This window comes from Asanoa siamensis (genome assembly GCF_016862555.1).
Taxonomy (GTDB): domain Bacteria; phylum Actinomycetota; class Actinomycetes; order Mycobacteriales; family Micromonosporaceae; genus Asanoa; species Asanoa siamensis.
Window position 1 is genome coordinate 1 of record NZ_BONE01000044.1, and the last position, 21,566, is coordinate 21,566.

Consider the following 21,566-nt stretch of genomic DNA (forward strand, 5'->3'; position numbering starts at 1 on the left):
TCTAGACCGCCTTGGCCGCCGCGTCGATCAGCCAGCGGGAGATCGAGTAGGCCGGCGGCAGCGCGTCGGGCAGCTCGCGCAGCGGCCACCAGCGGGCCTCGGCGAGCTCCTTGCCGTCGATCACCGGCTCGGCGTCGGGCGCGGCCGTGGCCAGGAAGCCGGTCAGCACGACGCCGGGGCCGGACATCGCCCACGGCTGGCTGCCGAAGTAGCGCAGGTCGGAGACCGTGAGCCCGACCTCCTCGGCGACCTCGCGGTGCACCGCCTCCTCCAACGACTCGCCGGCCTCGACGAAGCCGGCCACCAGCGCCCACAGCTCGGTCGGCCCGTAGGTGTGCTTGACCAGCAGGATCTCCTCGCCGCGGCGGATCGCGGTCAGCACCGCGGGGGAGAGCTGCATCGGCACATACAGGTCGCAACCGGGGCACCGGCGCGCGTGCTCGCCGGGCACGTCGGCGAGCTCCGTCGCGCACGCTCCGCAGTAGCGGTGGCTCCGGCGCCACGTCACGATCTGTAGCGCCCGACCGGCCAGCGCGGCCAGTGGCTCGGCCAGGGTCGCCGCGACCGCCGGCCAGGGCCGCCACCGGCCCAGCGTGTCGATCTTCTCGGGCAGCCCGGCCGCCCAGACCCGTACGCCGTCGAGCGCGCCCAGCGGCACCCAGGTCACGTCGTCGCCGAGCGCGGACAGGTCGGCGTGGCGCGGGAACGGGGTCAACAGCCGGCGACCGGCGACGAGCACGCAGTGGTCGGACGGACTGGGCGGCACCACGGCCACGGCGTCAGGCACGAACCGGCTCACGGAGCCCACCGTAGCGCCCGATACGCTCCTACGTGGGGAAGCGGTGTCGCGACAGCGACAGCCCCAGGGGACGCAACGTCGCGGCCGCGAGACCACGACCATCAACACACGGTAGGAGTCGGAACAGTGGCCACCATTGAGGGAATCGTCGCCCGGGAGATCCTGGACTCGCGCGGCAACCCCACCGTCGAGGTCGAGGTCGGGCTCGACGACGGCACGATCGCGCGGGCCGCGGTGCCGTCGGGTGCGTCGACCGGCGCGTTCGAGGCGCTGGAACTGCGTGACGGCGACAAGAGCCGCTACAACGGCAAGGGCGTCGAGAAGGCCGTCGCCAACATCGAGGACCGGATCGTCGACCAGCTCCTGGGCTACGAGGCCAGCGAGCAGCGGCTGATCGACCAGAAGATGCTGGACATCGACGGTACGCCCGACAAGTCGCAGCTCGGCGCGAACGCCATCCTCGGCGTCTCGCTCGCCGTCGCCAAGGCCGCCGCCGACTCGGCGGAGCTGAGCCTCTTCCGCTACCTGGGCGGGCCCAACGCGCACCTGCTGCCGGTGCCGATGATGAACATCCTCAACGGTGGCGCCCACGCCGACTCGAACGTCGACGTGCAGGAGTTCATGATCGCCCCGATCGGCGCGCCGACCTTCCGCGAGGCCGTTCGCTCGGGCGCCGAGGTCTACCACGCGCTCAAGACGGTGCTGAAGGCCAAGGGCCTGTCGACCGGCCTGGGCGACGAGGGCGGCTTCGCCCCGAACCTGCCGACCAACGCCGCCGCGCTGGACCTGATCGCCGAGGCGGTCGAGAAGGCCGGCTACCGGCTGGGCACCGACATCGTGCTCGCGCTCGACGTGGCCGCGACCGAGTTCTTCGCCGACGGCGTCTACACGTTCGAGGGCGAGAAGCGCAGCTCCGACGAGATGAGCGCCTACTACGAGAAGCTCGTCGCGGACTACCCGATCGTGTCGATCGAGGACCCGCTGGCCGAGGACGACTGGGCCGGCTGGACCGGGTTCACCGCCCGCGTCGGCGACCGCGTGCAGATCGTCGGCGACGACCTGTTCGTCACCAACCCGCAGCGGATCGCCCGCGGCATCGCCGAGCGCTCCGCCAACGCGGTGCTCGTCAAGGTCAACCAGATCGGCTCGCTGACCGAGACGTTCGACGCGGTCGACCTGGCCCACCGCGCCGGCTTCTCGACGATGATGAGCCACCGCTCCGGCGAGACCGAGGACACCACGATCGCCGACCTGGCCGTCGCGGTCGGCTCCGGCCAGATCAAGACCGGCGCGCCCGCCCGGTCCGACCGGGTCGCGAAATACAACCAGCTCCTCCGGATCGAAGAGGAACTCGCGGACGCGGCGCGCTACGCCGGTGCCGGGGCGTTCCCGAGGTACCGTTCGGCTAGCTGACCCCGCGTGTGTCCGGGGCCTCCACGGAGGCCCCGGCGCGCCGGGACCTCGGGGGAGGGGGTGTCGGGTTGTGACGCAGCGGCGAATGCCGAGCGGGCAGGGGCCCTCCCGTCGCCCGAGCAGCGGTGGTGCCCGGGGCACCGCGGGCCGCGCAACCGGTCGGGCGACCACCCGGGAGACCGCCGCCGCGCCGGCTCGCACGGGCAACGCGCCCCGCAAGGCCACCCGCCCGGTCGCCACCCGGCGCACCAGCGGGGGCACCGAGTCGGGCACCGCCCGCCGCACCGCCGCACCGCAGCCGCGCCGGCTCACCGGCCGGGCGACCGTGCTGGTGGCGGTGTTGATCGCGCTCGCGCTGGCGTACACGTACCCGATCAGGGTTTATCTCAACCAGCAGTCCGACATCGCCGAGCTCGAGTCGGCGCAGGCCGCACAGCGCGAGACGATCAAGCGCCTGCAGGCCGAGGCCGAGCTCTGGAAAGACCCGAACTACATCAAGACCCAGGCGAGGAGCCGCTTCTTCATGGTCCTCCCCGGCGAAGAGCTGTTGATCCTGCTCTCCGACCCGGACGGCGCCGCCCGCGACGCGGGCCTGCCGCCGCCGAGCGCCACCCCGCCCGAGCCCGACCCCTGGTACGACACGCTCTGGTCGAGCGTCGAGGCCGCCAACTCGGAGCGTGCCGGATGATCCCCCCACCTGTCCGCGAAGAGGCCTCGCAGCGCGACCGGGCCGCCGTCGCGGCGCAGCTCGGCCGTCCGCCACGGGCGATCCGGTCGGTCGCGCACCGCTGCCCGTGCGGGCTGCCCGACGTCGTGGAGACGACGCCCCGGCTGGCCGACGGCACCCCGTTCCCGACCCTGTTCTACCTGACCTGCCCGCGGACCACGGCGGCGTGCAGCCGGCTGGAGTCGGCCGGGCTGATGAAGGAGATGGCCGCGCGGCTCGCGGAGGACCCGGAGTTGGCCGCGCACTACCGGGCCGCGCACGAGGACTACCTCGCCCGGCGCGAGGCGGTCGCGCACGTCGAGGAGATCGACGGCATCTCGGCCGGCGGCATGCCCGGCCGGGTCAAGTGCCTGCACGTGCTGGTCGCGCACGCGCTCGCCGTCGGCCCGGGCGTCAACCCGTTCGGCGACGAGGCGCTGGCCCAGATCGGCTCGTGGTGGGACGGCGGCCCCTGTGTCGAGGTCGCCGACTGATGGCCGACATCGTCGTCCGCCGGGCCCGCACCGGTGACGTGCGGGCCATCCGCCGGTTGATCGACGCGTTCAGCACCGGCGGCCGGCTGCTCAGCAAGGCGACGGTCACGCTGTACGAAGACGTGCTGGAGTTCTGGGTCGCCGTCGACGGCGAGACCGTGGTCGGCTGCGGCGCCCTGCACGTGATGTGGGAGGACCTGGCGGAGATCCGCACGGTCGCGGTCGACCCGGCCCACCAGGGCCGCAAGATCGGCTACGAGCTGGTGACCGCGCTGCTGGCCGCCGCGCGCGAGATCGGCGTCCGCCGCGTGTTCGTGCTCACGTTCGAGACCGAGTTCTTCGGCCGGTTCGGCTTCCGCGAGATCGACGGCGCCCCGGTGCCGCCGACCGTCTACGAGCAGCTCCTGCGCTCGTACGACGAGGGTGTCGCGGAGTTCCTCGACCTCGAACGGGTGAAACCCAACACCCTGGGCAACACCCGGATGCTGTTGCACCTCTCGTAGTGTCGACCTTGTGACGCGGGTAGCTGCCATCGACTGTGGGACCAACTCCATCCGTCTGCTCGTCGCGGACGTCGGCGACGACGGGCGCCTGACCGACGTGACCCGCCGGATGGAGATCGTCCGGCTGGGCCAGGGTGTCGACCAGACCGGCCGGCTGGCGCCGGAGGCCATCGAGCGCACCAGGGTCGCGCTCGCCGACTACACGGCGCAGATCAGAGCGTTGGGGGCATCCCGGGTACGGATGTGCGCCACCTCCGCCTCCCGCGACGCGGCCAACGCCGCCGACTTCACCGGGATGGTGCTGACCACCCTCGGCGTGGCCCCGGAGGTCGTGACGGGCGACGAGGAGGCGCGGCTGTCCTACACGGGCGCGGTGCGCGGCCTGGTGGCGCCGGCACCGTTCCTGATCGTCGACATCGGCGGCGGCTCGACGGAGTTCGTCACGGGCTCGTCCGCCGCCGGCCCGGACGCGGCGATCTCGGTCGACATCGGCTGCGTCCGGATGACCGAGCGCCACCTGCACAGCACGCCGCCCACGGCCGCCGAGGTGGCGGCGGCGGAGGCCGACATCGCCGCGGCGGTGGACCGCGCTCTGGAAGCGGTGCCCGGCCGGGACGCGGCAACGCTGGTCGGCCTGGCGGGCTCGGTCACCACGGTGGTCGGGATCGCCCTGGACCTGCCGGGCTACGACCCGGCCCGGATCCACCACGCCCGGGTCTCGTACGACGACGTGGCCAAGGTGACCGCGGACCTGCTGGCCCAGACGCCGGCGGAGCGGATGGAACTGCCGATCATGCACCCGGGCCGGGCCGACGTGATCGGCGCGGGCGCCCTGGTGCTCCGCATCATCATGGAACGTGCCGGCATGACCTCGGTGATCGCCTCGGAGCACGACATCCTCGACGGCATCGCGTACAGCCTGGTGCCGGCCGACACCGGTCCCGGGCGCGTCCGCGCGCTCGCCGCCGACGTGGTCGAGCGGGACGCGGAGTTGTTGCGGCGGCTGGCCCAGTGAACACGTACCTCGAGGTCGACGATCTCGTCGCGATCGCCGGCATCATGCTGGGCGAGGAACCGCAGATCCGCGACCTCGGGCTGCTCTCGTCGGCCGCCGTACGCCCTGGCACGGTCGCGTTCGGCCAGGAGGCCTACACCGACCTGTGGACCAAGACCGCCGCGCTGCTGCATTCGATCTGCATGAACCACGCCCTGATCGACGGCAACAAGCGGCTCGCCTGGGTGGCCGCCCGGGTCTACCTGGCGCTGAACGCGGTGCCGGTCCGGGACGTCGACGTGGACGAGGCCGAGGCGCTGGTCATGGCGGTGGCCAGCGGCGCGATGACCGAGGTCCCGGAGATCGCCCGCGCGTTGCGCGCGCTCTACGCCTGAGCGAAAAGGGGCGCCCCCCGGCGGGGGCGCCCCTTTCGTCATCTGCGGCCGGCTGTCACCGGTTCCCGGTCGTGTTTCGGTGGCAGCGGCACCGACGGCGGCGGGTCGATGTGCGGTGTCACGTCGAAGAACTCGTCCTTCGGCGCGTGCAACTGGCCCAACGAGACCGCCTCGCGGCGCAGGAAGAACGCCAGCACCCAGTCGAACAGCACCCGGACCTTGCGGTCGAAGGACGGGATCCGGCTGAGGTGGTACGCGCGGTGCATCAGCCAGGCCAGCGGGCCGGTGAGCTTGATGCCGTACACCTGGGCCACGCCCTTGTGCAGGCCCAGGCTCGCGACGCTGCCGACGTGCTTGTGGCGGTAGTCGACGGGCTTGCGGCCCCGGATCACCGCGCGGATGTTGTCGGCGAGCCGGTTGGCCTGCCGCACCGCGTGCTGGGCGCTCGGCGAGCAGGTCGCACCCGGCACCGTGCTGGTCAGGTCCGGCACCGCGGCGCAGTCGCCGGCCGTCCAGGCGCCCTCGACGACCTCGTCGCCGTCGACGATCTGCAGGGCGGCGTTGGCCGTCAGGCGGCCGCGCTGGTCACGCGGGAGGTCGACGAAGTCGAGCATCGGCGACGGCTTGACGCCCGCGGTCCAGACGATCGTGTCGGCCGGGAAGCTGTCGCCGTCGGAGAGCTTGACGACGCCGTCGACGCACGACTCGAGGCGGGTGCCGAGCCGGATGTCGAGCTTGCGCTTGAGCAACTGCTGCACGGTGTACGCGCCCATGTCGCGGTCGACCTCGGGCAGCACCCGGTTGGTCGCCTCGACCAGCACCCAGTGCATCTCGCCCTTGGCGATCTCCGGGTAGTAGCGCTTCGCGGCGTCGCGGGCCATGTCCTCCATCTCGGCCAGCGCCTCGATGCCGGCGTAGCCGCCGCCGACGAACACGAAGGTGAGCGCGCGCTTGCGGACCTCCGGGTCCGTGGTCGCGGCCGCGACGTCGAGCTGGTCGAGCACGTGGTTGCGGAGGAACGTGGCCTCGCCGATGGTCTTGAAGCCGATGCCGTGCTCGCGCAGGCCCGGGATCGGCAGCGTGCGGGAGACCGAGCCCGGCGCGAGCACGATGTGGTCGTACTCGATCTCGCGCGGCGGGCCCACGATCGGCTGCACCGTGGCGACCTTGCGGGCGTGGGAGACGTCGGTGACGGTCCCGGCCACGATCGTGCAGTGCTTGAGCTCCCGGCGCAGCGGCACCACGGAGTGCCGGGGGGAGATGTTGCCCGCCGAGGCCTCAGGCAGGAACGGCTGGTAGGTCATGTGCGGCTGAGGATCGACGACGATCACCTCGGCCTCACGGGAGCGGAGCTTCTTCTGCATGCGAAGAGCCGCGTAGAGCCCGACGTGCCCGGCACCGACCACAAGAATCCGTTGAGGTCTCACGACGACAACGATCCTCTTGTCAAGGATGAAACGCGCACTCAGAAGGGCGATTTGTGATGGAGGACAACCATGTGACCTCCACTACTGTCACGCCCGGCGCTTGACCAGCCAACCGAGCAGCGCGGCGATCGTGACGGCCACCACCAGACCGCCCAGCGCGGCCACCGTGAGCACCTCGCCGTCGCCGGATCCGGCGATCGAGACCAGCAGCACGCCGCAGACCGCCGCGGCCAGCACGACCGCCGCCGCCCGGGCCACCCAGCGGGCCAGCACCTCGGTCGCGACCACCGCGTCGCTGGGCAGCGCCGCCGCCAGGGCGGCCAGGGTGTGCGCCAGGTAGAGCGAGGTGGAGAGCCCGAGCAGCCGCCAGAGTTGGATGCCGTCGACCGACTGCGCCGTCACCGCGACCCAGCCGACCACGATAGCCACGATCAGCAGCGTGGTGGTCACCCCGCGCGGGGCCAGCGCCGGCAGGACCGCGACCACGACCAGGGCGGCGACGGTACGCCCGAAGAACAGCGCGGGCGGGAACGCGAACCCCATCGCGGCCAGGAACGCGGCGAAGATCGCGACTCGGACCAGCAGCGGGATCAGCGTGGCCCGACTGATCTTGGTGTGCAGGCGGCGGAGGGACCCGGTCATCGCGCCGATCATCGGCCCACCGCCTTCGGTGCGGAGGCCAGCCGGGCGACGTCGCGCAGCACCATGTCGAGGCTGCCGGCGCCGGCCCAGGCGACGACGGGGACGCCGTGCTCGCGAAGCTGGCCGATCATGTTGTCCCGCTCCAGCCGCCAGACCCCGTGGGCGATCTCGGTCCACGGCCCGCGGGCGGGCGGGGCGGCCTTGGCGGGCAGGGTGTCGACGGCGACCACGTACCGGCCGGACCGGGCCAGCTTGGCCAGCATCTCCGCCGAGCGGTTGTCGATCAGCGGGGTGAGCACGACGACCAGCGCGTTGTGGGAGAGCACCTGGGAGCCGAAGACCGTGTCGTAGGGCTGGAACTCGGCCGGGTAGACCTTCACGTCCAGCAGCCATTCCAGCACCGTGAGGTATTGCCGGCGGCCGGTGGCGGGGCGCAGGCGGCGGGCGATCGGACCATATTCGAGCAGCGAGACCCGGTCGCCGCGGTGCAGGTAGTGCTCGGCGATGGCGGCCGCCGAGCGGACCGTCGTGTCGATGACCGAGGCGGAGCCCTTGACCCCGCCGGAGCGGCCGGCCTCGTTGAGCACGTCGAGCAGCAGCACGACCTCGGCGTCGCGGTCGGAGAGTGTCGCGGCCACGTGCAGGCGCTCGGTGCGCAGCGAGACCCGCCAGTCGATGCGGCGCAGCCGGTCGCCGGGGCCGAAGATCCGCACGCCGGCCAGCTCGCCGCCCTCGCCGGGGCGCCGGGAGCGGTGGCCGCCGACCAGGCCCGCCGCGCGGGGCATGGCCTCGTCGGCGTCGAACGGCTCGGTCATCGGGTAGACCCGGACGTTGCGGGCGCTGCTGACCACCGGCCGGCCGGCGATCAGGCCGTCGCAGGCGGTGATCCGGGCGGAGGCCGGGCCCAGCGGGTGCCGGCCCCAGCGCAGCGCCTCGCCGTCGAGCTCGATCTCCTTGGTGCCGCCGCGGGGCACGGTGACGACGTGCGGGCGGTCGGCCTTCTCCACGGCGAGCCAGGGCGAGACGAGGGTACGCACGACCACCAGGTCGTACCCCACGGTGTCGCGGTTGACGACCTGTACGCCCGCGGTCAGCGCGGCGCCCTCGACGTGGTGGGTGTCGTCGGTGCCGAGGCGCGCCTTGGGCACCGCGACGGGGCGACGGCGCAGGGCGAACGCGGTGCCGATCGCGAACGGCGTCGCGAGCACGACGAGGTCGACCCGGCCGAGCAGCACGCCGGCGATCAGCAGCAGGCCGGTGAGCAGCACCGCCCGCCCGAGCGCACGGGTCGGCACCCACTGCGGCTCGGTCTGCTCCTCGACCGGCGACTCGACGACGGGCCGTTCCTCGAGAAGGGTCATTGCGAAGCGTGCCGTGATGGCGCCGGCACCTCGGCCAGGCGGACCCCGGGGTTGGTGTCGGTCAGCGCGTTGTAGCTGGGCAGCGCGCCGCTGGCCGGGGCCGGCGTCTGGGCCAGGACCTCGGAGACGACGAACGACGGGTCGACCCGGCGCAGCCACATCTCGGGCCGCAGCGTGATCCGGTGGGCCAGCGCCGGCACGGCCACCTCCTTGACGTCCTCGGGCACGACGTAGTCGCGGCCGGCGAGCACCGCCTTGGCCCGGGCCAGCAGCAGCAGCGCCAGCGAGCCCCGCGGCGACGCGCCGACCAGCACCGAGGCGTGCTCGCGGGTGGCGGCCGTCAGGTCGACGATGTAGCGGCCGATCGAGTCCTCGACCGCGACGTCCTCGATCGCGGCCTGCATGCCGCGCAGCGTGCCGGCGTCGACCACGGGCTCCAGCTCGGCCTCCTCGCGCCGGCGGGACATCCGGCGCTGCAGCACCTCCCACTCCTCGTCGCGGTTGGGGTAGCCGAACGACACCCGGAGCAGGAACCGGTCGAGCTGCGCCTCCGGCAGGGGGTAGGTGCCTTCGTACTCGATCGGGTTCGCGGTCGCGAGCACGTGGAACGGCGGGTCGAGCCGGTAGGTGACGCCTTCGACAGAGACCTGCTTCTCCTGCATGGCCTCCAGCAGCGCCGACTGGGTCTTCGGCGGCGTCCGGTTGATCTCGTCGGCGAGCAGCAGGTTGGTGAACACCGGGCCGGCCCGGAAGCTGAAGTCCGCGCGCCGCTGGTCGTAGAGGAACGAGCCCGTGACGTCGGCCGGCAGCAGGTCGGGGGTGAACTGCAGCCGGCGGAAGTCGAGGCCCAGGGCCTGCGCGAACGACCGGGCGGTCAGCGTCTTGCCGAGACCCGGCAGGTCTTCGAGCAGCACGTGACCGCCGGCCAGGATGCCGGCCAGGACCAGCTCCAGCGCGTCCCGCTTGCCGACCACCACGCTGCCGACCGAGTCGAGCACCGCCCGCGCCATCCGGCCGACCTCGTAGACGGGTACGGGGACCAGGTCCTTCATAGCCTCTCCAATGACTGGATGTACGCCGCCGCGTCGCGCGGCGCCAGGTTGCGGGTGGGCGGGGTGGCCAGGTAGGCCCAGAGCTGTTCGCCGAGCAGGTCGCGGGCGCGGTCGGGGTCGCCGGCCCGGGTCAGGCCGTGCCGCTGGCGCAGCCGCTCGTCGACGACCTCGACCAGCGTGCGGTGCACCGCGCGGGCGGAGCCGTTGTCGTTGCCGGCCCGCTGCAACAACCGCTCCCACCGGCCGACCACCGTGCGCAGCGCGTCGCGGTCGGCGAAGTTGTAGGAGCCGTCTTCGGCCGTCGCCCCGGCGCGCCGCCGGTTGCGGGTGAGCTGGGGCGGGCGCAGCAGGCTGGTCACCCGGCGCAGGCCGATCAGCGCGACGATGACGCCGACGACCGCCGCCACGGGCACCGTGTAACCGAAGATCCGCAGGCCGAACACCACGACGGCGGCGCCTGCCGCGCCTGCCAGGGTCGCCTTGATCCACCAGCGCAGGCCGGTGCCGGCGCGGGCGGTGAGCGGGCCCGGCTCGTCGTCCTCCTCGAACGCGAAGAGGTCGTCGATCAGGGTCTCGTCGTCGACCCGACCGTCGAGGTCGTCGTCGTAGTCGGCGCCGGCCTGGGTCGTGGTCATGCCGGCACCTCGCTGGTGGTGAGCTCGGTGCGGATGCGCTGTAGCGCGGACCGGGCCTGGGCGCGCATCCGGTCGTCGACCGCGTGGGTGGCGTACCGCGCCTCGCGGTAGACGTCGGCGAACGCGGCCAGCACGTCGGCGCTGACCTGGTGGGCGTGCAGCAGACGGGCGACCAGGTCGGTCGGGCTGTCGCCGACCTGCCGGGGCGTGCCGGCCGCGGCCGCCGCCTGTTCGAGCCGGAGCCAGCAGGCGATCACGGCGCGGCGCGGGTCGCCGTCGGTGTCCGACAGGTCGGTCAGGCCGGCGTCGACGGCCGCGACCACCTGGGCGGCGTCGGGCACGGCTGCGGGCTCGTCGGCGTAGCGCACCGGGCGGCGGCGCAGCCGGCGCAGACCGTCGCGGACCAGGATCCAGATGACCACGACGACGACCGCGAGCGCGACCGCGGCGCAGAGCACCATCGCGGCCGGCGCCAGCCAGCCGGGCAGCTCGCGGGGCTCGGCCGCGGCGACCTCCTCGGGCTCCGGCGGGAACGTCGGGGCGATCGGCGTGCTGAAGTCTTCCTGCGCACCGGCCGCCGGCGTGCTCACCGGGCGGGGCTCGGCCTGACCGATCTGCAGCGACGAGTGGCCCGCGGCCAGCGCGGCGAGGCCGAGGAGGCCCACCACCAGCGCGAGCGGCCACCAGCGGCGCAGGGATCCGAGATCCATGCTCAAGCCCCCCTGGCCAGCTCCTTCGCCCGAGCGAAGACCTCGTCGAGCATCGTGGGTGTCAGCCGGCCGGTGAAGGTGTTCTGCTGGCTGACGTGGTAACACCCGAGCAGGTGGGGTACTCCACCGTCCGGGCTCGTCCAGTGTGCCCCATGGCCGAACGCGGGGCGCGGACTGGGCGGGGTCCGGCCGTACACCCTGCTCATGGCCGGCCACCACGCGGCCCAGGCGAACGCACCCAGCGCGACCACGACGCGCACTGTCGGTTTTATCAGCTCGAGCTCGCGCCAGAGCCAGGGCGCGCAGGTGTCGCGCTCGATCGGCGTGGGCTTGTTGTCCGGCGGCGCGCACCGGACCGACGCGAAGATCCGCAGATCGTGCAGGGCGAGCCCGTCGTCGGCCGCCACGCTGGTCGGCTGGTTGGCCAGGCCCGCCCGGTGCAGTGCCGCGAACAGCACGTCACCGGAGCGGTCACCCGTGAAGATCCGGCCGGTGCGGTTGCCGCCGTGCGCCGCCGGCGCCAGCCCGAGGATCCCGATCCGCGCGTCCGCGACGCCGAAGCCGGGCACGGGCCGTCCCCAGTAGACCTGGTCGCGGAACGCGGCCCGCTTCGTCGCCGCCACCTCCTCGCGCCAGGCGACCAGGCGGGGGCAGGCGAAGCAGTCGACGATGCCGGCGTCGAGACCGGCCAGGTCGGCCGCGCCGGCCGCGTATCGCGCGACCTCGGCGGGGGAGTGCACCACCACCCGTTCTTACACCACGGTGGGCGCGAGCCTCCGGACGGTCTCGATCGTGCGCGCCCACGCGGTCACCGCGTCGACGCGGTCGTAGCTCTGCGGGTGGTCGTCGTTGAAGAACGAGTGCCGGCTGCCGGGGTAGTCGTAGAGCTTGACGGTGCCGCCGGCGCCCTCGATCGCGCTCGCGGCCGCCCGCACCTCCTCGGCCGACGAGGTGCCGTCCTCCTCGCAGCAGTGGATCACCGCGTGCTTGCCCGCGTAGCGGGACCAGTCGGGGCGCAGCGCCGACCAGCGGATCGACGGGTAGAAGCCGACGCCGGCGGTGATGCGGTCGGAGAGCGTCGGCGCCCAGAGCGCGAGGCTGCCGCCGATGCTGAAGCCGACGGCACCGATCTCGCCGGTGACGTCGGGGTGCGCGGCCAGGAGGTCGGCGGCGCCGGCGATGTCGCCGGCGGCCCGGTCGAGCGGCAGCGCCTCCTTGAGCCGGGCGGCCGTCTCGGGGTTGGCGGTCGACTCGCCGCGGTAGAGGTCGGGGGCGACGGCGACGAAGCCGGCCTCGGCGAACCGGTCGGCGATCGCGGTGATGTGCGGCGTGAGGCCCCACCACTCGTGCAACACGATCACGCCGGGGGCGCCGGCCACGCCGGGAAGGGCGAGGTAGGCCTCGGCGGTGTCTCCGTTGCTCGGGTAGCTGATGTTCGTACCCATGGGCCTCTCCTGTCGGGGTCAGACGTCGTCGGCTGCCTCTTGCGGTCCGCGGGTAGCGGTGTCAAAACCTTGCCATGCCGTCAAGGCGAACGAAAGACGACGGCGACGTGGCATACACCTCGCTTTTCGCGCTCGGTGCACGCCACGTCGCCCTCGATGACGGTCGATCAGTTGGTCGGGGTCGCCCCCGGGGTGCCGGTCGGCGCCGCGGTGGCGCTCGGTTCCGGCACGGGAGACGCCGTCGGGGGCGCCTCGGTCGGGCCGTCCGGCGTCGGCGTGACGACCGCGCCGCGGTCGGGCACGCGCAGGCCGGGCTGCGGCGCGATCAGGTACGGCAGCCGGTTCGGGCAGTGGGGATAGGTGGGACCGGTCGCGTCGACCTTCGCCTGGTAGTCGTCGACGTTCAGGCAGCGGTACGGGTCGCCGAGTTGGATCGGGTTGCCGTCCTGGTCGAAGAGCCGCACGTTGGACAGCGGGTTGCCGTTCTCGTCGTACGCGTAGACGTCCTGGACGTACTCGTACTGGTTGGTGGAGTAGGTCTGGTCGATGTAGACGGTGCCGTACTGGTCGGCCTTGTCGAAGCCGACCAGGCCGAACAGCACCAGGCCCACGCCGGCCAGGCCGAGGCCGACCCGCACCACCGGCCGCAGCCGGGCTTCGCGGCGGCCCAGCCAGATCGACGCCAGCACGCAGACCGTCAGCATCAGCACCGCGGCCAGCGTGCTCCCACCGAGCCGGGGCAGCAGGCCGAACTGGCTCGTGGTCAGCACGGTGATCGCCATCGCCACCAGGTAGCCGCGGAGCACCCACCAGGCGGGCAGCAGCAGCCGCAGGAACTCGCTGGCCTTGCCGTAGCCGAGGACCGGCCCCGCCTTGCGGTCGGCGACGCCGAGTGCCCCGCGGACCCGGCGGACAGCGACGGCGATCCGGTCGTCGAGCCCGCGGGCGGGCGTGGTCGCCGCCCCGAGCCCGGCGGCCAGGCGCAGTTCGGCCGCGTACGCGTCGGGCGGCCCGAGCCGTTCCGCGAGTGACCCCTCGCCCTCGGCGGCCACCTCGGCCAGGTGCTCGGGCAGGTCCTCGAGCAGCTCCTCGCGCGTGGTCGGGTCGAGATCGGCGAGCGCGCGCTTGACGGCCTCGAGGTAAGCCTCCTGCTCAGTCGCGACGTTCACGCCGCCACCCCCCGTTCGTCGAGCAGGGCGTCCATGGTGGACGCGAAGCCACGCCAGGTCTTGCCGGCGCGGTTGAGTTGGTCGCGACCGGCGGCGTTCAGGCCGTAGTACTTGCGGTGCGGCCCTTCCTCGCTCGGCACGACGTAGGTGTTGAGGAGCCCGGCCTGGAAGAGCCGGCGCAAGGTGCCGTAGACGGAGGCGTCGCCGACCTCTTCGAGCCCGGCCGTCCGGAGCCGGCGCAGGATGTCGTAGCCGTAACCGTCCTCGTCCTTGAGCACGGCCAGCACGGCGAGGTCGAGCACCCCCTTGAGCAACTGGGTGGTGTCCACGGTGGAAGAAGCTACTTCGCAATGCGAGGTAGTGTCAAGAACGAGGTAGTTCGCCTACCGAAGGTCTAGAGGACGGCCCGGACGCCGGCGACGTCGCCGGCCGCGGCGACCAGCACCTCGGGGGACGGGCCGGCGGCGACCAGATCCGCGGCCACCACCCGGAGTTGGTCGGGCAGCGACGTGTCGTTGTCGAGGCGGGGCACTTCCTGGCGGACCCGGCCCTCCACGTCGGCGGCCAGGTCGGCGAGGCGCTGGACCAGGCGGTGGACCGCGTCGCCCCGGGTGCCGTCGCCCGCCGCGGCCGGTGCCGACCATCGGGGTGCCTGCCAGTGCGAGACCTGCCGGGTGAGCAGGTCGACGACCCGCCCGAGATCATCCTGATCCGTCACGCCCGCCAACCTATCGCCGGATGTAGCTGAGCAGGCGGAGGATCTGCCAGTAGAGGAAGATCAGGCCGACCAGCATGCCGAACGCGCAGTACCAGGCGTAGCGGCGCGGCAGCCCGTAGCGGACGCCCTGCTCCACGGCGGCGAAATCGAGGATGAAGGTCAGCGCGCCGACGCCGATGCAGATCACCGCGAAGACGTACGGGATCCAGCCGACTTCGCCGGACTGCGTGTAGACCTCCAGGCCCTGCCGGCCGCTGACCCAGAAGATGATCAGGTTGGTGAAGCCGAGCACCACCACGCCGATCAGCGCGCCGATCACGAAGCGGGTGAACCGGGGTGTGGCCCGGATGATCCGGGCCCGGTAGAGCACACCCATGCCGAGGAACACCCCGAGCGTGCCGACCACCGCCTGGATGACGATCCCCGGATACAACTCCTCGAAGCCGCGGCTGGCCACGCCGAGCAGCACGCCCTGGAGGATCGCGTACAGGCTGATCACCGCCGGGTTGGTGATCCGCCGGAAGCTGATCACGAGGGCCAGCACGACGCCGGCGATCGAGCCGCCGATGATGGCGAAGCGCAGCGCCGGGCCGCTCTCGATGGTGAACCAGGCGACCGCGGCGACGGCGGCGGTCAGCACGATCAGGGCCACCGTGCGGACGACCACGTCGTCGACGGTCATCGCGCGGTCGACCGGAGCCTGGCCGAGGACCTGGCGCTCGGTGCGGGCGGTGTCGTCCAGGTGGGTCAGGACCGGGTTCGAACTCTGCATGGCGTACCCCCGGCTTCGACCATATCTGCCTAAAGCGGAAGCGCCCCCGCGTCTGCTCGACGTCGGGGGCGCTTCGCGCGGTCAATCGGGTCAGTCGTCGCCCTGCAGGAAGCTGAGCAGGCGCAGCACCTCGAGGTAGAGCCAGATCAGGCTGACCAGGATGCCGAACGCGGCGACCCACGAGTAGCGCTCGGGCAGGCCCATCCGGACGCCCTCTTCGACCTCGTGGAAGCTGAGCACGAAGCTCAGCGACGCGATCACGATGCAGACCAGGCTGAAGCCGATGCCCAGCGCGCCGTTGTCGCGCAGCCCGGTGCTGAAGCCGAACAGCGAGAGCACCAGGTTGATCAGGATGATCGCGAAGATGCCGGCCATCGCCGCGACGATGAACTTGACGAACCTGGGGGTGGCCCGGATGACCTTGAGCTTGTAGAGCGCGGCCATCACGAAGAACAGGCCGAACGTGGCGACGACGGCCTGCAGGACGATGCCGTCTTTGAACGATTCGAAGAACTTGCTGACGAGGCCGACGAACACGCCTTCGACCACCGCGTAGGTGACGATCAGCGCCGGGTTGGCCATGCGCATGAACGAGATGACCAGGCCGAGGACCAGGCCGACGATCGCGGAACCGATCCAGGCCGGGCCGAGCAGCGAGTCGGGGATCAGGTTCCACGCGGCCGTGGCGGCGACGCCGACGATCGCGAGCAGTGCGACGGTCTTGATAACGACGTCGTCGATCGACATCGGTCGTACGGCGGGCGGTGCGGCCGGGTAGGCCCCCGTACCCGCCGGGTACGGCTGCGCGTACCCGGGCTGGGCGGCCTCGCGGCCCAGGCCCGCCAGCACCGGGTTGGACGTCTTCACAGTCACGCCTCCCTGAGGACGAATTAGGTGCTCAAAGGGTAAGGGATGGGCGCCGCTAAGTGGGGAATCACATTCGCAGCGCTCCGCCCGCCGCGTACGTTGGTGCGAATGGCACTCACGGACGCTGACCTCGTCCGCTCGGCACAGGCCGGCGACATCGGCTCCCTCGGGACCCTGCTCACCCGGCATCGACCGGCTCAGCTCGCCGTCGCGTACGCGATTCTCGGGCACACCCCCGACGCGGAGGACGCCGTCCAGGAAGCGGCGGTGGTGGCCCTGCGGCGGATCGGGGACGTGCGTGATCCGGCCGCCGTCGGCGCCTGGCTGCGGATGGTGGTCCGCAACGCCTGCCGGATGCGGCTGCGGGGCCCGGTCGACGCACCGCTGGAGGACGGGCTCGTCGCGGCCCTGCCCTCGACGGAGCCGGACCCGGCGGACCTGCTCGACCGGCAGGCCGGCCGGGACTGGGTCTGGCACGCGCTCGGCGAGCTGTCGCCCTCGTTGCGCCTGGTGCTGATGCTGCGGCACTTCACCGGGGTGACCAGCTACGCCGACATCGCCGACGTCTGCGGTGTGCCCGTCGGCACGGTCCGCAGCCGGCTCAACGAGGGCCGCCGGAAGCTCGCGGCCGCGCTGCTGGCCACCGCCGACGGCGCGCACGACGACGTGACCACGCTGACCGCCGCGCGCCGCCGCGAGGCCGAGGAGACCCTGGCGGCCGCGGACCGCGGTGAGATCGGGTCGGCGCTGACCCAGTACTGGTCGCCGACCGTCGAGTCGAACTGGCCGCGCGGCGTCCGCGCGACCGGTCACGGGTTCCTGATCCGCGGCCTCGCGTCGGACCTGACGGCCGGTGTCGCACACCGGCTGACCAACGTGGTGGCGAGCCAGGACCTGAACATCTGGGAGCTCGACCTGGTCAACCCGCCGGAGAACCCGGAGCACTGCCCGCCGGGCGCCGTCTGGGTGCAGCAGGTCGAGCAGGGCCTGGTGCGGCGGTGCTGGCTGTACAACTCCCCGCGCCCCGCTCCCGAGGTCGCCCTCGCCGCGTGACCGGCGCCACGCTGCCACGACCGAACTTCTCTTCACGGGCCGCCATCTTGGTCACGTGACGATTGATGTGACCGCCTTGGTCGAGGGGGCCGAGGCGGAATCGATGTTCGCGTACGAGGCCGCGGCGCCGCCTTCGCTCGGCGCCGCGGCCGCCCGGATCGGGGGCGGGGTCGTGCTGTCCGTGCGGCACGACCCGTCCGGGTACTGGAGCAAGGCACTCGGGTTCGGCTTCACCGAACCGGTCACCCGCGACCTGATCGACCGGGTCGTAGGGTTCTACCGGGACGAGGGGACGCCGCGGGCCACGATCCAAATCGCCCCGGCGGCGTTGCCTGCTGACTGGGCGGAGATCAGGTCCGCGTACGGCCTGGTCTCGGGTTCGCCCTGGGTGAAGCTGGCGGCGCCGCTGGACGAGGTCCGCGCCACCGGTCGCACCGCGCTGCGGGTCGCCGCCGTCTCGCCCGCGGACCGGGCGGCGTGGGCGCTGGTCCTGCTCCGCGGCTTCGGCATGCCGACCGAGGGTCTGGACCAGATGATCACGGACGGGCTGGCGAACCCGGCCTTCCGGCCCTTCGGCGTGTGGGACGGCGACGACCTGGTCGGGGTGGGGAATCTCTTCGTCGACGGCCCGGTTGCCGTCCTGAACGGCGCGGCGATCCTGCCCGGCCATCGGAACCTGGGGGCGCAGTCGGCGCTGATCGCGGTCCGGGCCGAGGCCGCCCGGGCCGCCGGCTGCCGGTGGCTGGTCGCCGAGACCGGCAAGCCCGCCGCGGGCGCGACCAACCCGTCCCTGACCAACCTCGAGCGGGCCAGGCTGCGCGTCCGGTACGCCCGGCAGAACTGGATCTGGCACAACGACGCAACGGGGGAACGTTGACATGTCCGACATCACCGCTGACCAGCTTCCGGAGCTGCTCCGGCCGGCGATCGAGAAGTACCGCGACGAGGCCGACGAGACCCGGCGGATGCCCGCCGGGCTGCTCGACGAACTGCGTACCGCCGGCGCGTTCCGGCTCAACGCCCCACGCGAGACCGGCGGGTTCGAGTTGCCGCTCGCGTCCGTGCTCGACCTGTACGAGCGGCTAGGGCGGATCGACGGGCCGACGGCCTGGGTGGTCTGGAACCTGAACTGGGGCTTCAGCGCGGCCATCCTGCCGCCGTCGGGGTTCGCCCGGATCGGGGCCGACGCGTTGATCGCGAACTCCGGCCAGCCGGGCCGGTTGGTGGCGGACGGCGCCGACTGGCGGCTGTCCGGCGCCTGGAAGATCGTCAGCGGCATCGAGTCGGCCGACTGGGCCGCGCTGCTGGCGATCGTGTTCGAGGGCGACCAGCCCCGGATGACGCCGGCCGGCCCGGATGTCCGGATCGTCTGGGTGCCGCGCTCCGCGGTGACGGTGCGCGACACCTGGCAGGTCGTCGGGATGCGGGGCACCAACAGCAACACTGTGGTCGTCGCGGACCTGACGGTGCCGGCGGACCTGGTCGTCCCGCTCTCCGTGACGCCGCGGATCGACCGGCCGGCGTACCGCGCACCGCTGGTGCACCTGGTTTTTCCGGGTTGTGCCGCGGTGCTGCTCGGCATGGCGCGGGCGGCGGTCGACGAGGTGGCCGCGCTGGCCGGGCGAAAGGTCGGGATGGACGGCGTGCCGCTGGCCGAGCAGCCGCGGCTGCAGGCGGCGGTCGGCCGGGCCGGCGCACAGGTGGGCGCGGCGCGGGCGCTGCTGCTGTCCTGCGCCGCCGAGCTCGACCGGGCCGGTGTGGCCACCACCGAGGCGCAGCGGGGCGAGTTGCGCGGGGCGATCTCGTACGCGGCCGAGACCGCGCGGTCCGTGCTGACCGCGATGTACGAGGCCGGCAGCTCCGACCCGCTCTACGGGTCGAGCCGGCTCGGGCGGATCTTCCGGGACGGGATGGCGGCGGCCCAGCACGCCAACATGTCGGCGGCGCACTACGAACTCGCCGGGCGGACCCGGCTGGGCCTGCCGCCGAACGCCTTGCTCGTCTGATCCTCAGTGGCCGGTGCCCGGAGCGGGACTCGAACCCGCACGCCTTTCGGCAGCCGCTTTTAAGGCAGCCGTGTCTGCCATTTCACCATCCGGGCATGTTCCTGACGATCAACGTTTGTGGGACGGTGACCGCCTGTCACGGTAACCGGTGGCCGGCTACCGTGGAGGCGGCACCTCCGCCGTCACTTCGCATACTAGGGTCTAGCGCGTGACCAGCACTGCCCGTGCCGCGCAGCAGGCCGACCCCGCCGACCCGCCACCGGCCTCGGGGCGGGTCGCACGCCGGTTGGCCGACCGGATCCGTCCGGGCCTGCCCGACCTGGGGATCTGCCTCGGCCTCCTGCTGATCGCCGGCTGGGTCATGCACGGGCTGTGGCCGTCGCCGACCGGCCGAGTGCTCGGCCTCAACCCCGAGGACCAGACCCTCTACGAGTGGTTCCTGGCCGTCGACTCGCGGATCCTGCACGGCGACTTCTCGCTGCTCACCGACCGGCTCAACGCGCCGGACGGGGTCAACCTGATGGCCAACACGACGGTCATCGCGCTGGGCGCCCTGTTCTCGCCGGTCACGCTGCTGTTCGGCGCGCCGGTCACGTTCGCGCTGCTGGCCACGCTGACCCTCGGCGGCACCGCGGTCGCGTTCTACCTGCTGTTCCGCCGGGTCCTGCGGGCCAGCCGGCTGGCGGCGGCGATCGGCGGCGGGTTCTGCGGTTTCGCGCCTGGCATGATCTCCCAGAACAACAGCCACCTGCACATGACGGCGCTGTGGCTGGTGCCGGTGCTGGTCTGGGCCGTGATCGGGATCGTCCGGGCCGCGGATCCGGAGGACCCGGTCAACGCGGGCCGCGACGGCCGCCGCGGCTGGCGCCGGATCATCGTGTTCGGCGTCGTCCTCGCGGTCACGGTGACGATCCAGGTGTTCATCGGCGAGGAGGTCCTGTTCCTCAGCGCGCTGACCCTGGTGATCATGACCCTGGTGTACGCGGGTGCGCAGCCGGCGTTGGCCCGCCGGGTGCTGGGCGGCGCGGCGGCCGGCCTCGGCATCGCGGTCGGGCTGTCGGTGCTGGCCCTGGCGTACCCTCTGTGGTTCCAGTTCAAGGGGCCACAGAGCGTGCCCAACGGGGTGTTCAGCCCGCACTTCTTCTCGGCCGACCTGGCGAGCTTCAAGACGGTGTCGCCGCTCTCGCTGTTCGGCCGCGACGAGGCGGCCCGGTTGAGCACCGGCCCGGCCGAATACAACACGTTCCTCGGCTGGCCGCTGATCCTCGTGGCGATCGGCTGCGCGGCGTGGCTGATTCGCCGCCCGCTGGTGCTGGCGTGCACGATCGCGGCAGTCGTGATGGCGGTGCTCTCGCTCGGCCCGCAGATCGTCGTCGACGGCGTCCGCACCTCGGTCTGGGGACCCTATCGGCTCCTGCTGGGCCTGCCGGTGGTCGACGGCGCGCTGCCGATGCGGTTCGCGCTGGCGCTGATCCCACTGATCGCGACGGTGCTGGTGGTCGCGATCGACGCGGCCCGCAAGCTCGACTGGCAGCCGGGCCGCATCCTGGTGCCGGCCCTTGTCGCGATCGCCCTGCTGCCGCTGTTCCCGAAGCCGCTGCCGGCCGTCGACCGGGCCCCGGTCCCGGAGTTCATCAGCGGCGGCCACTGGCGCGAGTGCGTCTCACCGGGTGGGGTGATGATCCCGGTGCCACCGGCGACCCCGAAGGAGCCATGGCCGATGCGCTGGTCGGCGGCGGCGGACGCGGCGTTCGCCATCCCGGAGGGCTTCTTCATCGCGCCCTACGGCGCCGACGGCACGGCGTCGATGGGCACCTACTCACAGCCGACGTCGGTGCTCTTCAAACAGGCGGCCACCGAGGGCGTGGTGCCGGGCATCGGCGACTTCCAACGGGCCCAGGCGCGCGAGGACTTCGCCTTCTGGAAGGCGGAGTGCGTAGTTCTGGCCGACGGCACGGTCAACGAGGCCACGCTCCGCACGACGCTGGAGCAGCTTCTCGGTCCAGGCAAGCGCATCGCGGACGTGACGACGTGGAAGGTCGGCTGACCTGCGCATCGTCTCGCTCCTCCCATCGGCCACGGAGATCGTCTACGCCCTCGGCCTGGGCCCCGACCTGGTCGGCGTGACCTTCGAGTGCACGATCCCACCGTCGTCGCCTCCGGCGGCCGCGGGCCTCGTGCCGACCGCGCCGCCCTCGCTTTCAACCGCACCGGCGTCGCTCCCGGCGGCCTCGGCTCCGACGGCGCTGGCCTCGGCCTTAACCGCTCCGGCGTCGCTCCCGGCGGCCTCGGTCCCGACGGCGCCGGCCTCGACCGTGACCGGCCCGGCATCGGCTCCGGCGGCCCCGGTTCCGACCGCGCCGGCCCTCGGCCCGGCGGTCGTGGTCGGTGGGCGCGACACGCGG

The 21,566-nt window shown here is 72.6% G+C and carries 23 protein-coding genes, 1 tRNA gene and 1 pseudogene; 10 read left to right on the forward strand and 15 right to left on the reverse strand.

What is annotated here, in order from left to right; genetic code table 11:
- Nucleotide 1: 1 nt before the first annotated feature.
- Complete coding sequence (gene nudC, locus Asi02nite_RS24970) at nucleotides 2–799, reverse strand: NAD(+) diphosphatase (RefSeq protein WP_239127047.1); 798 nt, start codon at nucleotides 797–799, stop codon at nucleotides 2–4.
- A gap of 126 nt (nucleotides 800–925) precedes the next feature.
- Between nudC and eno the strand changes: the two genes are divergently transcribed.
- From eno to Asi02nite_RS25000, 6 genes and pseudogenes are all read left to right on the forward strand, one after another.
- On the forward strand, nucleotides 926–2,212 hold the full coding sequence (gene eno / locus Asi02nite_RS24975; RefSeq protein WP_203716346.1) for a phosphopyruvate hydratase: 1,287 nt from the start codon (nucleotides 926–928) through the stop codon (nucleotides 2,210–2,212).
- 70 nt (nucleotides 2,213–2,282) lie between these two features.
- Nucleotides 2,283–2,900 (forward strand): FtsB family cell division protein, encoded by a 618-nt coding sequence (locus Asi02nite_RS24980; RefSeq protein ID WP_203716347.1) that lies wholly within the window; start codon nucleotides 2,283–2,285, stop codon nucleotides 2,898–2,900.
- Nucleotides 2,897–3,412 carry a DUF501 domain-containing protein gene (locus Asi02nite_RS24985; protein WP_203716348.1) on the forward strand — a complete coding sequence of 172 codons (516 nt, stop codon included), beginning with the start codon at nucleotides 2,897–2,899 and terminating at the stop codon, nucleotides 3,410–3,412. Before Asi02nite_RS24980 ends, Asi02nite_RS24985 begins: the two co-directional genes overlap by 4 nt.
- Nucleotides 3,412–3,915, forward strand: coding sequence for an amino-acid N-acetyltransferase (locus tag Asi02nite_RS24990; RefSeq protein WP_203716349.1), 504 nt, complete (start codon nucleotides 3,412–3,414; stop codon nucleotides 3,913–3,915). The genes Asi02nite_RS24985 and Asi02nite_RS24990 overlap by 1 nt, the downstream gene beginning before the upstream one ends.
- A gap of 10 nt (nucleotides 3,916–3,925) precedes the next feature.
- A pseudogene (locus Asi02nite_RS24995) lies at nucleotides 3,926–4,837 on the forward strand (Ppx/GppA phosphatase family protein); the annotation flags it as partial.
- An 89-nt stretch (nucleotides 4,838–4,926) separates the two neighbouring features.
- Nucleotides 4,927–5,304, forward strand: a complete 378-nt coding sequence (locus Asi02nite_RS25000) for a type II toxin-antitoxin system death-on-curing family toxin (RefSeq protein ID WP_203716351.1) — start codon at nucleotides 4,927–4,929, stop codon at nucleotides 5,302–5,304.
- A gap of 38 nt (nucleotides 5,305–5,342) precedes the next feature.
- Here the strand turns inward: Asi02nite_RS25000 and Asi02nite_RS25005 are convergent, their stop codons facing one another.
- The 13 genes from Asi02nite_RS25005 to Asi02nite_RS25065 form a co-directional block, all read right to left on the reverse strand.
- Complete coding sequence (locus tag Asi02nite_RS25005; protein ID WP_203716352.1) at nucleotides 5,343–6,731, reverse strand: NAD(P)/FAD-dependent oxidoreductase; 1,389 nt, start codon at nucleotides 6,729–6,731, stop codon at nucleotides 5,343–5,345.
- An 87-nt stretch (nucleotides 6,732–6,818) separates the two neighbouring features.
- The gene (locus tag Asi02nite_RS25010) at nucleotides 6,819–7,373 is read right to left on the reverse strand and encodes a hypothetical protein (RefSeq protein ID WP_203716353.1); all 555 of its coding nucleotides are present in this window, start codon (nucleotides 7,371–7,373) and stop codon (nucleotides 6,819–6,821) included.
- A gap of 8 nt (nucleotides 7,374–7,381) precedes the next feature.
- Complete coding sequence (locus Asi02nite_RS25015; RefSeq protein WP_203716354.1) at nucleotides 7,382–8,734, reverse strand: DUF58 domain-containing protein; 1,353 nt, start codon at nucleotides 8,732–8,734, stop codon at nucleotides 7,382–7,384.
- On the reverse strand, nucleotides 8,731–9,786 hold the full coding sequence (locus Asi02nite_RS25020; RefSeq protein WP_239127049.1) for an AAA family ATPase: 1,056 nt from the start codon (nucleotides 9,784–9,786) through the stop codon (nucleotides 8,731–8,733). Before Asi02nite_RS25020 ends, Asi02nite_RS25015 begins: the two co-directional genes overlap by 4 nt.
- Complete coding sequence (locus Asi02nite_RS25025; RefSeq protein WP_203716355.1) at nucleotides 9,783–10,421, reverse strand: hypothetical protein; 639 nt, start codon at nucleotides 10,419–10,421, stop codon at nucleotides 9,783–9,785. Before Asi02nite_RS25025 ends, Asi02nite_RS25020 begins: the two co-directional genes overlap by 4 nt.
- Nucleotides 10,418–11,131: a DUF4129 domain-containing protein gene (locus tag Asi02nite_RS25030; protein WP_203716356.1), complete on the reverse strand. Its 714-nt coding sequence runs from the start codon at nucleotides 11,129–11,131 to the stop codon at nucleotides 10,418–10,420. Before Asi02nite_RS25030 ends, Asi02nite_RS25025 begins: the two co-directional genes overlap by 4 nt.
- A gap of 2 nt (nucleotides 11,132–11,133) precedes the next feature.
- Complete coding sequence (locus tag Asi02nite_RS25035; protein ID WP_373312325.1) at nucleotides 11,134–11,874, reverse strand: uracil-DNA glycosylase; 741 nt, start codon at nucleotides 11,872–11,874, stop codon at nucleotides 11,134–11,136.
- Nucleotides 11,875–11,883: 9 nt separating this feature from the next.
- Entirely contained in the window at nucleotides 11,884–12,576 is a 693-nt protein-coding gene (locus Asi02nite_RS25040; RefSeq protein ID WP_203716358.1) for a dienelactone hydrolase family protein, read from the reverse strand.
- Nucleotides 12,577–12,743: 167 nt separating this feature from the next.
- Nucleotides 12,744–13,745, reverse strand: a complete 1,002-nt coding sequence (locus Asi02nite_RS25045) for a DUF1700 domain-containing protein (protein WP_203716359.1) — start codon at nucleotides 13,743–13,745, stop codon at nucleotides 12,744–12,746.
- Complete coding sequence (locus tag Asi02nite_RS25050; RefSeq protein ID WP_203716360.1) at nucleotides 13,742–14,074, reverse strand: PadR family transcriptional regulator; 333 nt, start codon at nucleotides 14,072–14,074, stop codon at nucleotides 13,742–13,744. The genes Asi02nite_RS25045 and Asi02nite_RS25050 overlap by 4 nt, the downstream gene beginning before the upstream one ends.
- A gap of 65 nt (nucleotides 14,075–14,139) precedes the next feature.
- Complete coding sequence (locus Asi02nite_RS25055) at nucleotides 14,140–14,463, reverse strand: hypothetical protein (protein WP_203716361.1); 324 nt, start codon at nucleotides 14,461–14,463, stop codon at nucleotides 14,140–14,142.
- Between the two features lie 10 nt (nucleotides 14,464–14,473).
- Nucleotides 14,474–15,235 carry a Bax inhibitor-1/YccA family protein gene (locus Asi02nite_RS25060; protein ID WP_203716362.1) on the reverse strand — a complete coding sequence of 254 codons (762 nt, stop codon included), beginning with the start codon at nucleotides 15,233–15,235 and terminating at the stop codon, nucleotides 14,474–14,476.
- A 90-nt stretch (nucleotides 15,236–15,325) separates the two neighbouring features.
- Nucleotides 15,326–16,102, reverse strand: a complete 777-nt coding sequence (locus Asi02nite_RS25065; protein WP_203716410.1) for a Bax inhibitor-1/YccA family protein — start codon at nucleotides 16,100–16,102, stop codon at nucleotides 15,326–15,328.
- A gap of 108 nt (nucleotides 16,103–16,210) precedes the next feature.
- Here Asi02nite_RS25065 and Asi02nite_RS25070 point away from each other — a divergent pair, with 108 nt between their 5' ends.
- From Asi02nite_RS25070 to Asi02nite_RS25080, 3 genes are read left to right on the forward strand one after another with little or no spacing between them, the layout of a single operon-like run.
- A complete protein-coding gene (locus Asi02nite_RS25070; RefSeq protein ID WP_203716363.1) occupies nucleotides 16,211–17,155 on the forward strand; it encodes an RNA polymerase sigma factor in 945 nt (314 codons plus the stop codon).
- Nucleotides 17,156–17,210: 55 nt separating this feature from the next.
- Nucleotides 17,211–18,032 carry a GNAT family N-acetyltransferase gene (locus Asi02nite_RS25075; RefSeq protein ID WP_203716364.1) on the forward strand — a complete coding sequence of 274 codons (822 nt, stop codon included), beginning with the start codon at nucleotides 17,211–17,213 and terminating at the stop codon, nucleotides 18,030–18,032.
- 1 nt (nucleotide 18,033) lies between these two features.
- Nucleotides 18,034–19,161: an acyl-CoA dehydrogenase family protein gene (locus tag Asi02nite_RS25080; RefSeq protein ID WP_203716365.1), complete on the forward strand. Its 1,128-nt coding sequence runs from the start codon at nucleotides 18,034–18,036 to the stop codon at nucleotides 19,159–19,161.
- Between the two features lie 14 nt (nucleotides 19,162–19,175).
- On the opposite strand, the gene Asi02nite_RS25085 is transcribed toward Asi02nite_RS25080, so the two are convergent.
- Nucleotides 19,176–19,256 (reverse strand) — tRNA-Leu (locus tag Asi02nite_RS25085).
- Between the two features lie 113 nt (nucleotides 19,257–19,369).
- Between Asi02nite_RS25085 and Asi02nite_RS25090 the strand changes: the two genes are divergently transcribed.
- Nucleotides 19,370–21,208, forward strand: a complete 1,839-nt coding sequence (locus Asi02nite_RS25090) for a hypothetical protein (RefSeq protein WP_203716366.1) — start codon at nucleotides 19,370–19,372, stop codon at nucleotides 21,206–21,208.
- The last annotated feature ends 358 nt before the right edge of the window (nucleotides 21,209–21,566 follow it).

Excerpts from the sequence above, each read along its gene's own strand:
- Asi02nite_RS24985 (WP_203716348.1), top strand. The coding sequence starts at position 2,897 with ATGATCCCCCCACCTGTCCGCGAAGAGGCCTCGCAGCGCGACCGGGCC.
- Asi02nite_RS24990 (WP_203716349.1), top strand. The coding sequence starts at position 3,412 with ATGGCCGACATCGTCGTCCGCCGGGCCCGCACCGGTGACGTGCGGGCC.
- Asi02nite_RS25010 (WP_203716353.1), bottom strand. The coding sequence starts at position 7,373 with ATGACCGGGTCCCTCCGCCGCCTGCACACCAAGATCAGTCGGGCCACG.
- Asi02nite_RS25015 (WP_203716354.1), bottom strand. The coding sequence starts at position 8,734 with ATGACCCTTCTCGAGGAACGGCCCGTCGTCGAGTCGCCGGTCGAGGAG.
- Asi02nite_RS25020 (WP_239127049.1), bottom strand. The coding sequence starts at position 9,786 with ATGAAGGACCTGGTCCCCGTACCCGTCTACGAGGTCGGCCGGATGGCG.
- Asi02nite_RS25025 (WP_203716355.1), bottom strand. The coding sequence starts at position 10,421 with ATGACCACGACCCAGGCCGGCGCCGACTACGACGACGACCTCGACGGT.
- Asi02nite_RS25030 (WP_203716356.1), bottom strand. The coding sequence starts at position 11,131 with ATGGATCTCGGATCCCTGCGCCGCTGGTGGCCGCTCGCGCTGGTGGTG.
- Asi02nite_RS25040 (WP_203716358.1), bottom strand. The coding sequence starts at position 12,576 with ATGGGTACGAACATCAGCTACCCGAGCAACGGAGACACCGCCGAGGCC.
- Asi02nite_RS25060 (WP_203716362.1), bottom strand. The coding sequence starts at position 15,235 with ATGCAGAGTTCGAACCCGGTCCTGACCCACCTGGACGACACCGCCCGC.
- Asi02nite_RS25070 (WP_203716363.1), top strand. The coding sequence starts at position 16,211 with ATGGCACTCACGGACGCTGACCTCGTCCGCTCGGCACAGGCCGGCGAC.
- Asi02nite_RS25080 (WP_203716365.1), top strand. The coding sequence starts at position 18,034 with ATGTCCGACATCACCGCTGACCAGCTTCCGGAGCTGCTCCGGCCGGCG.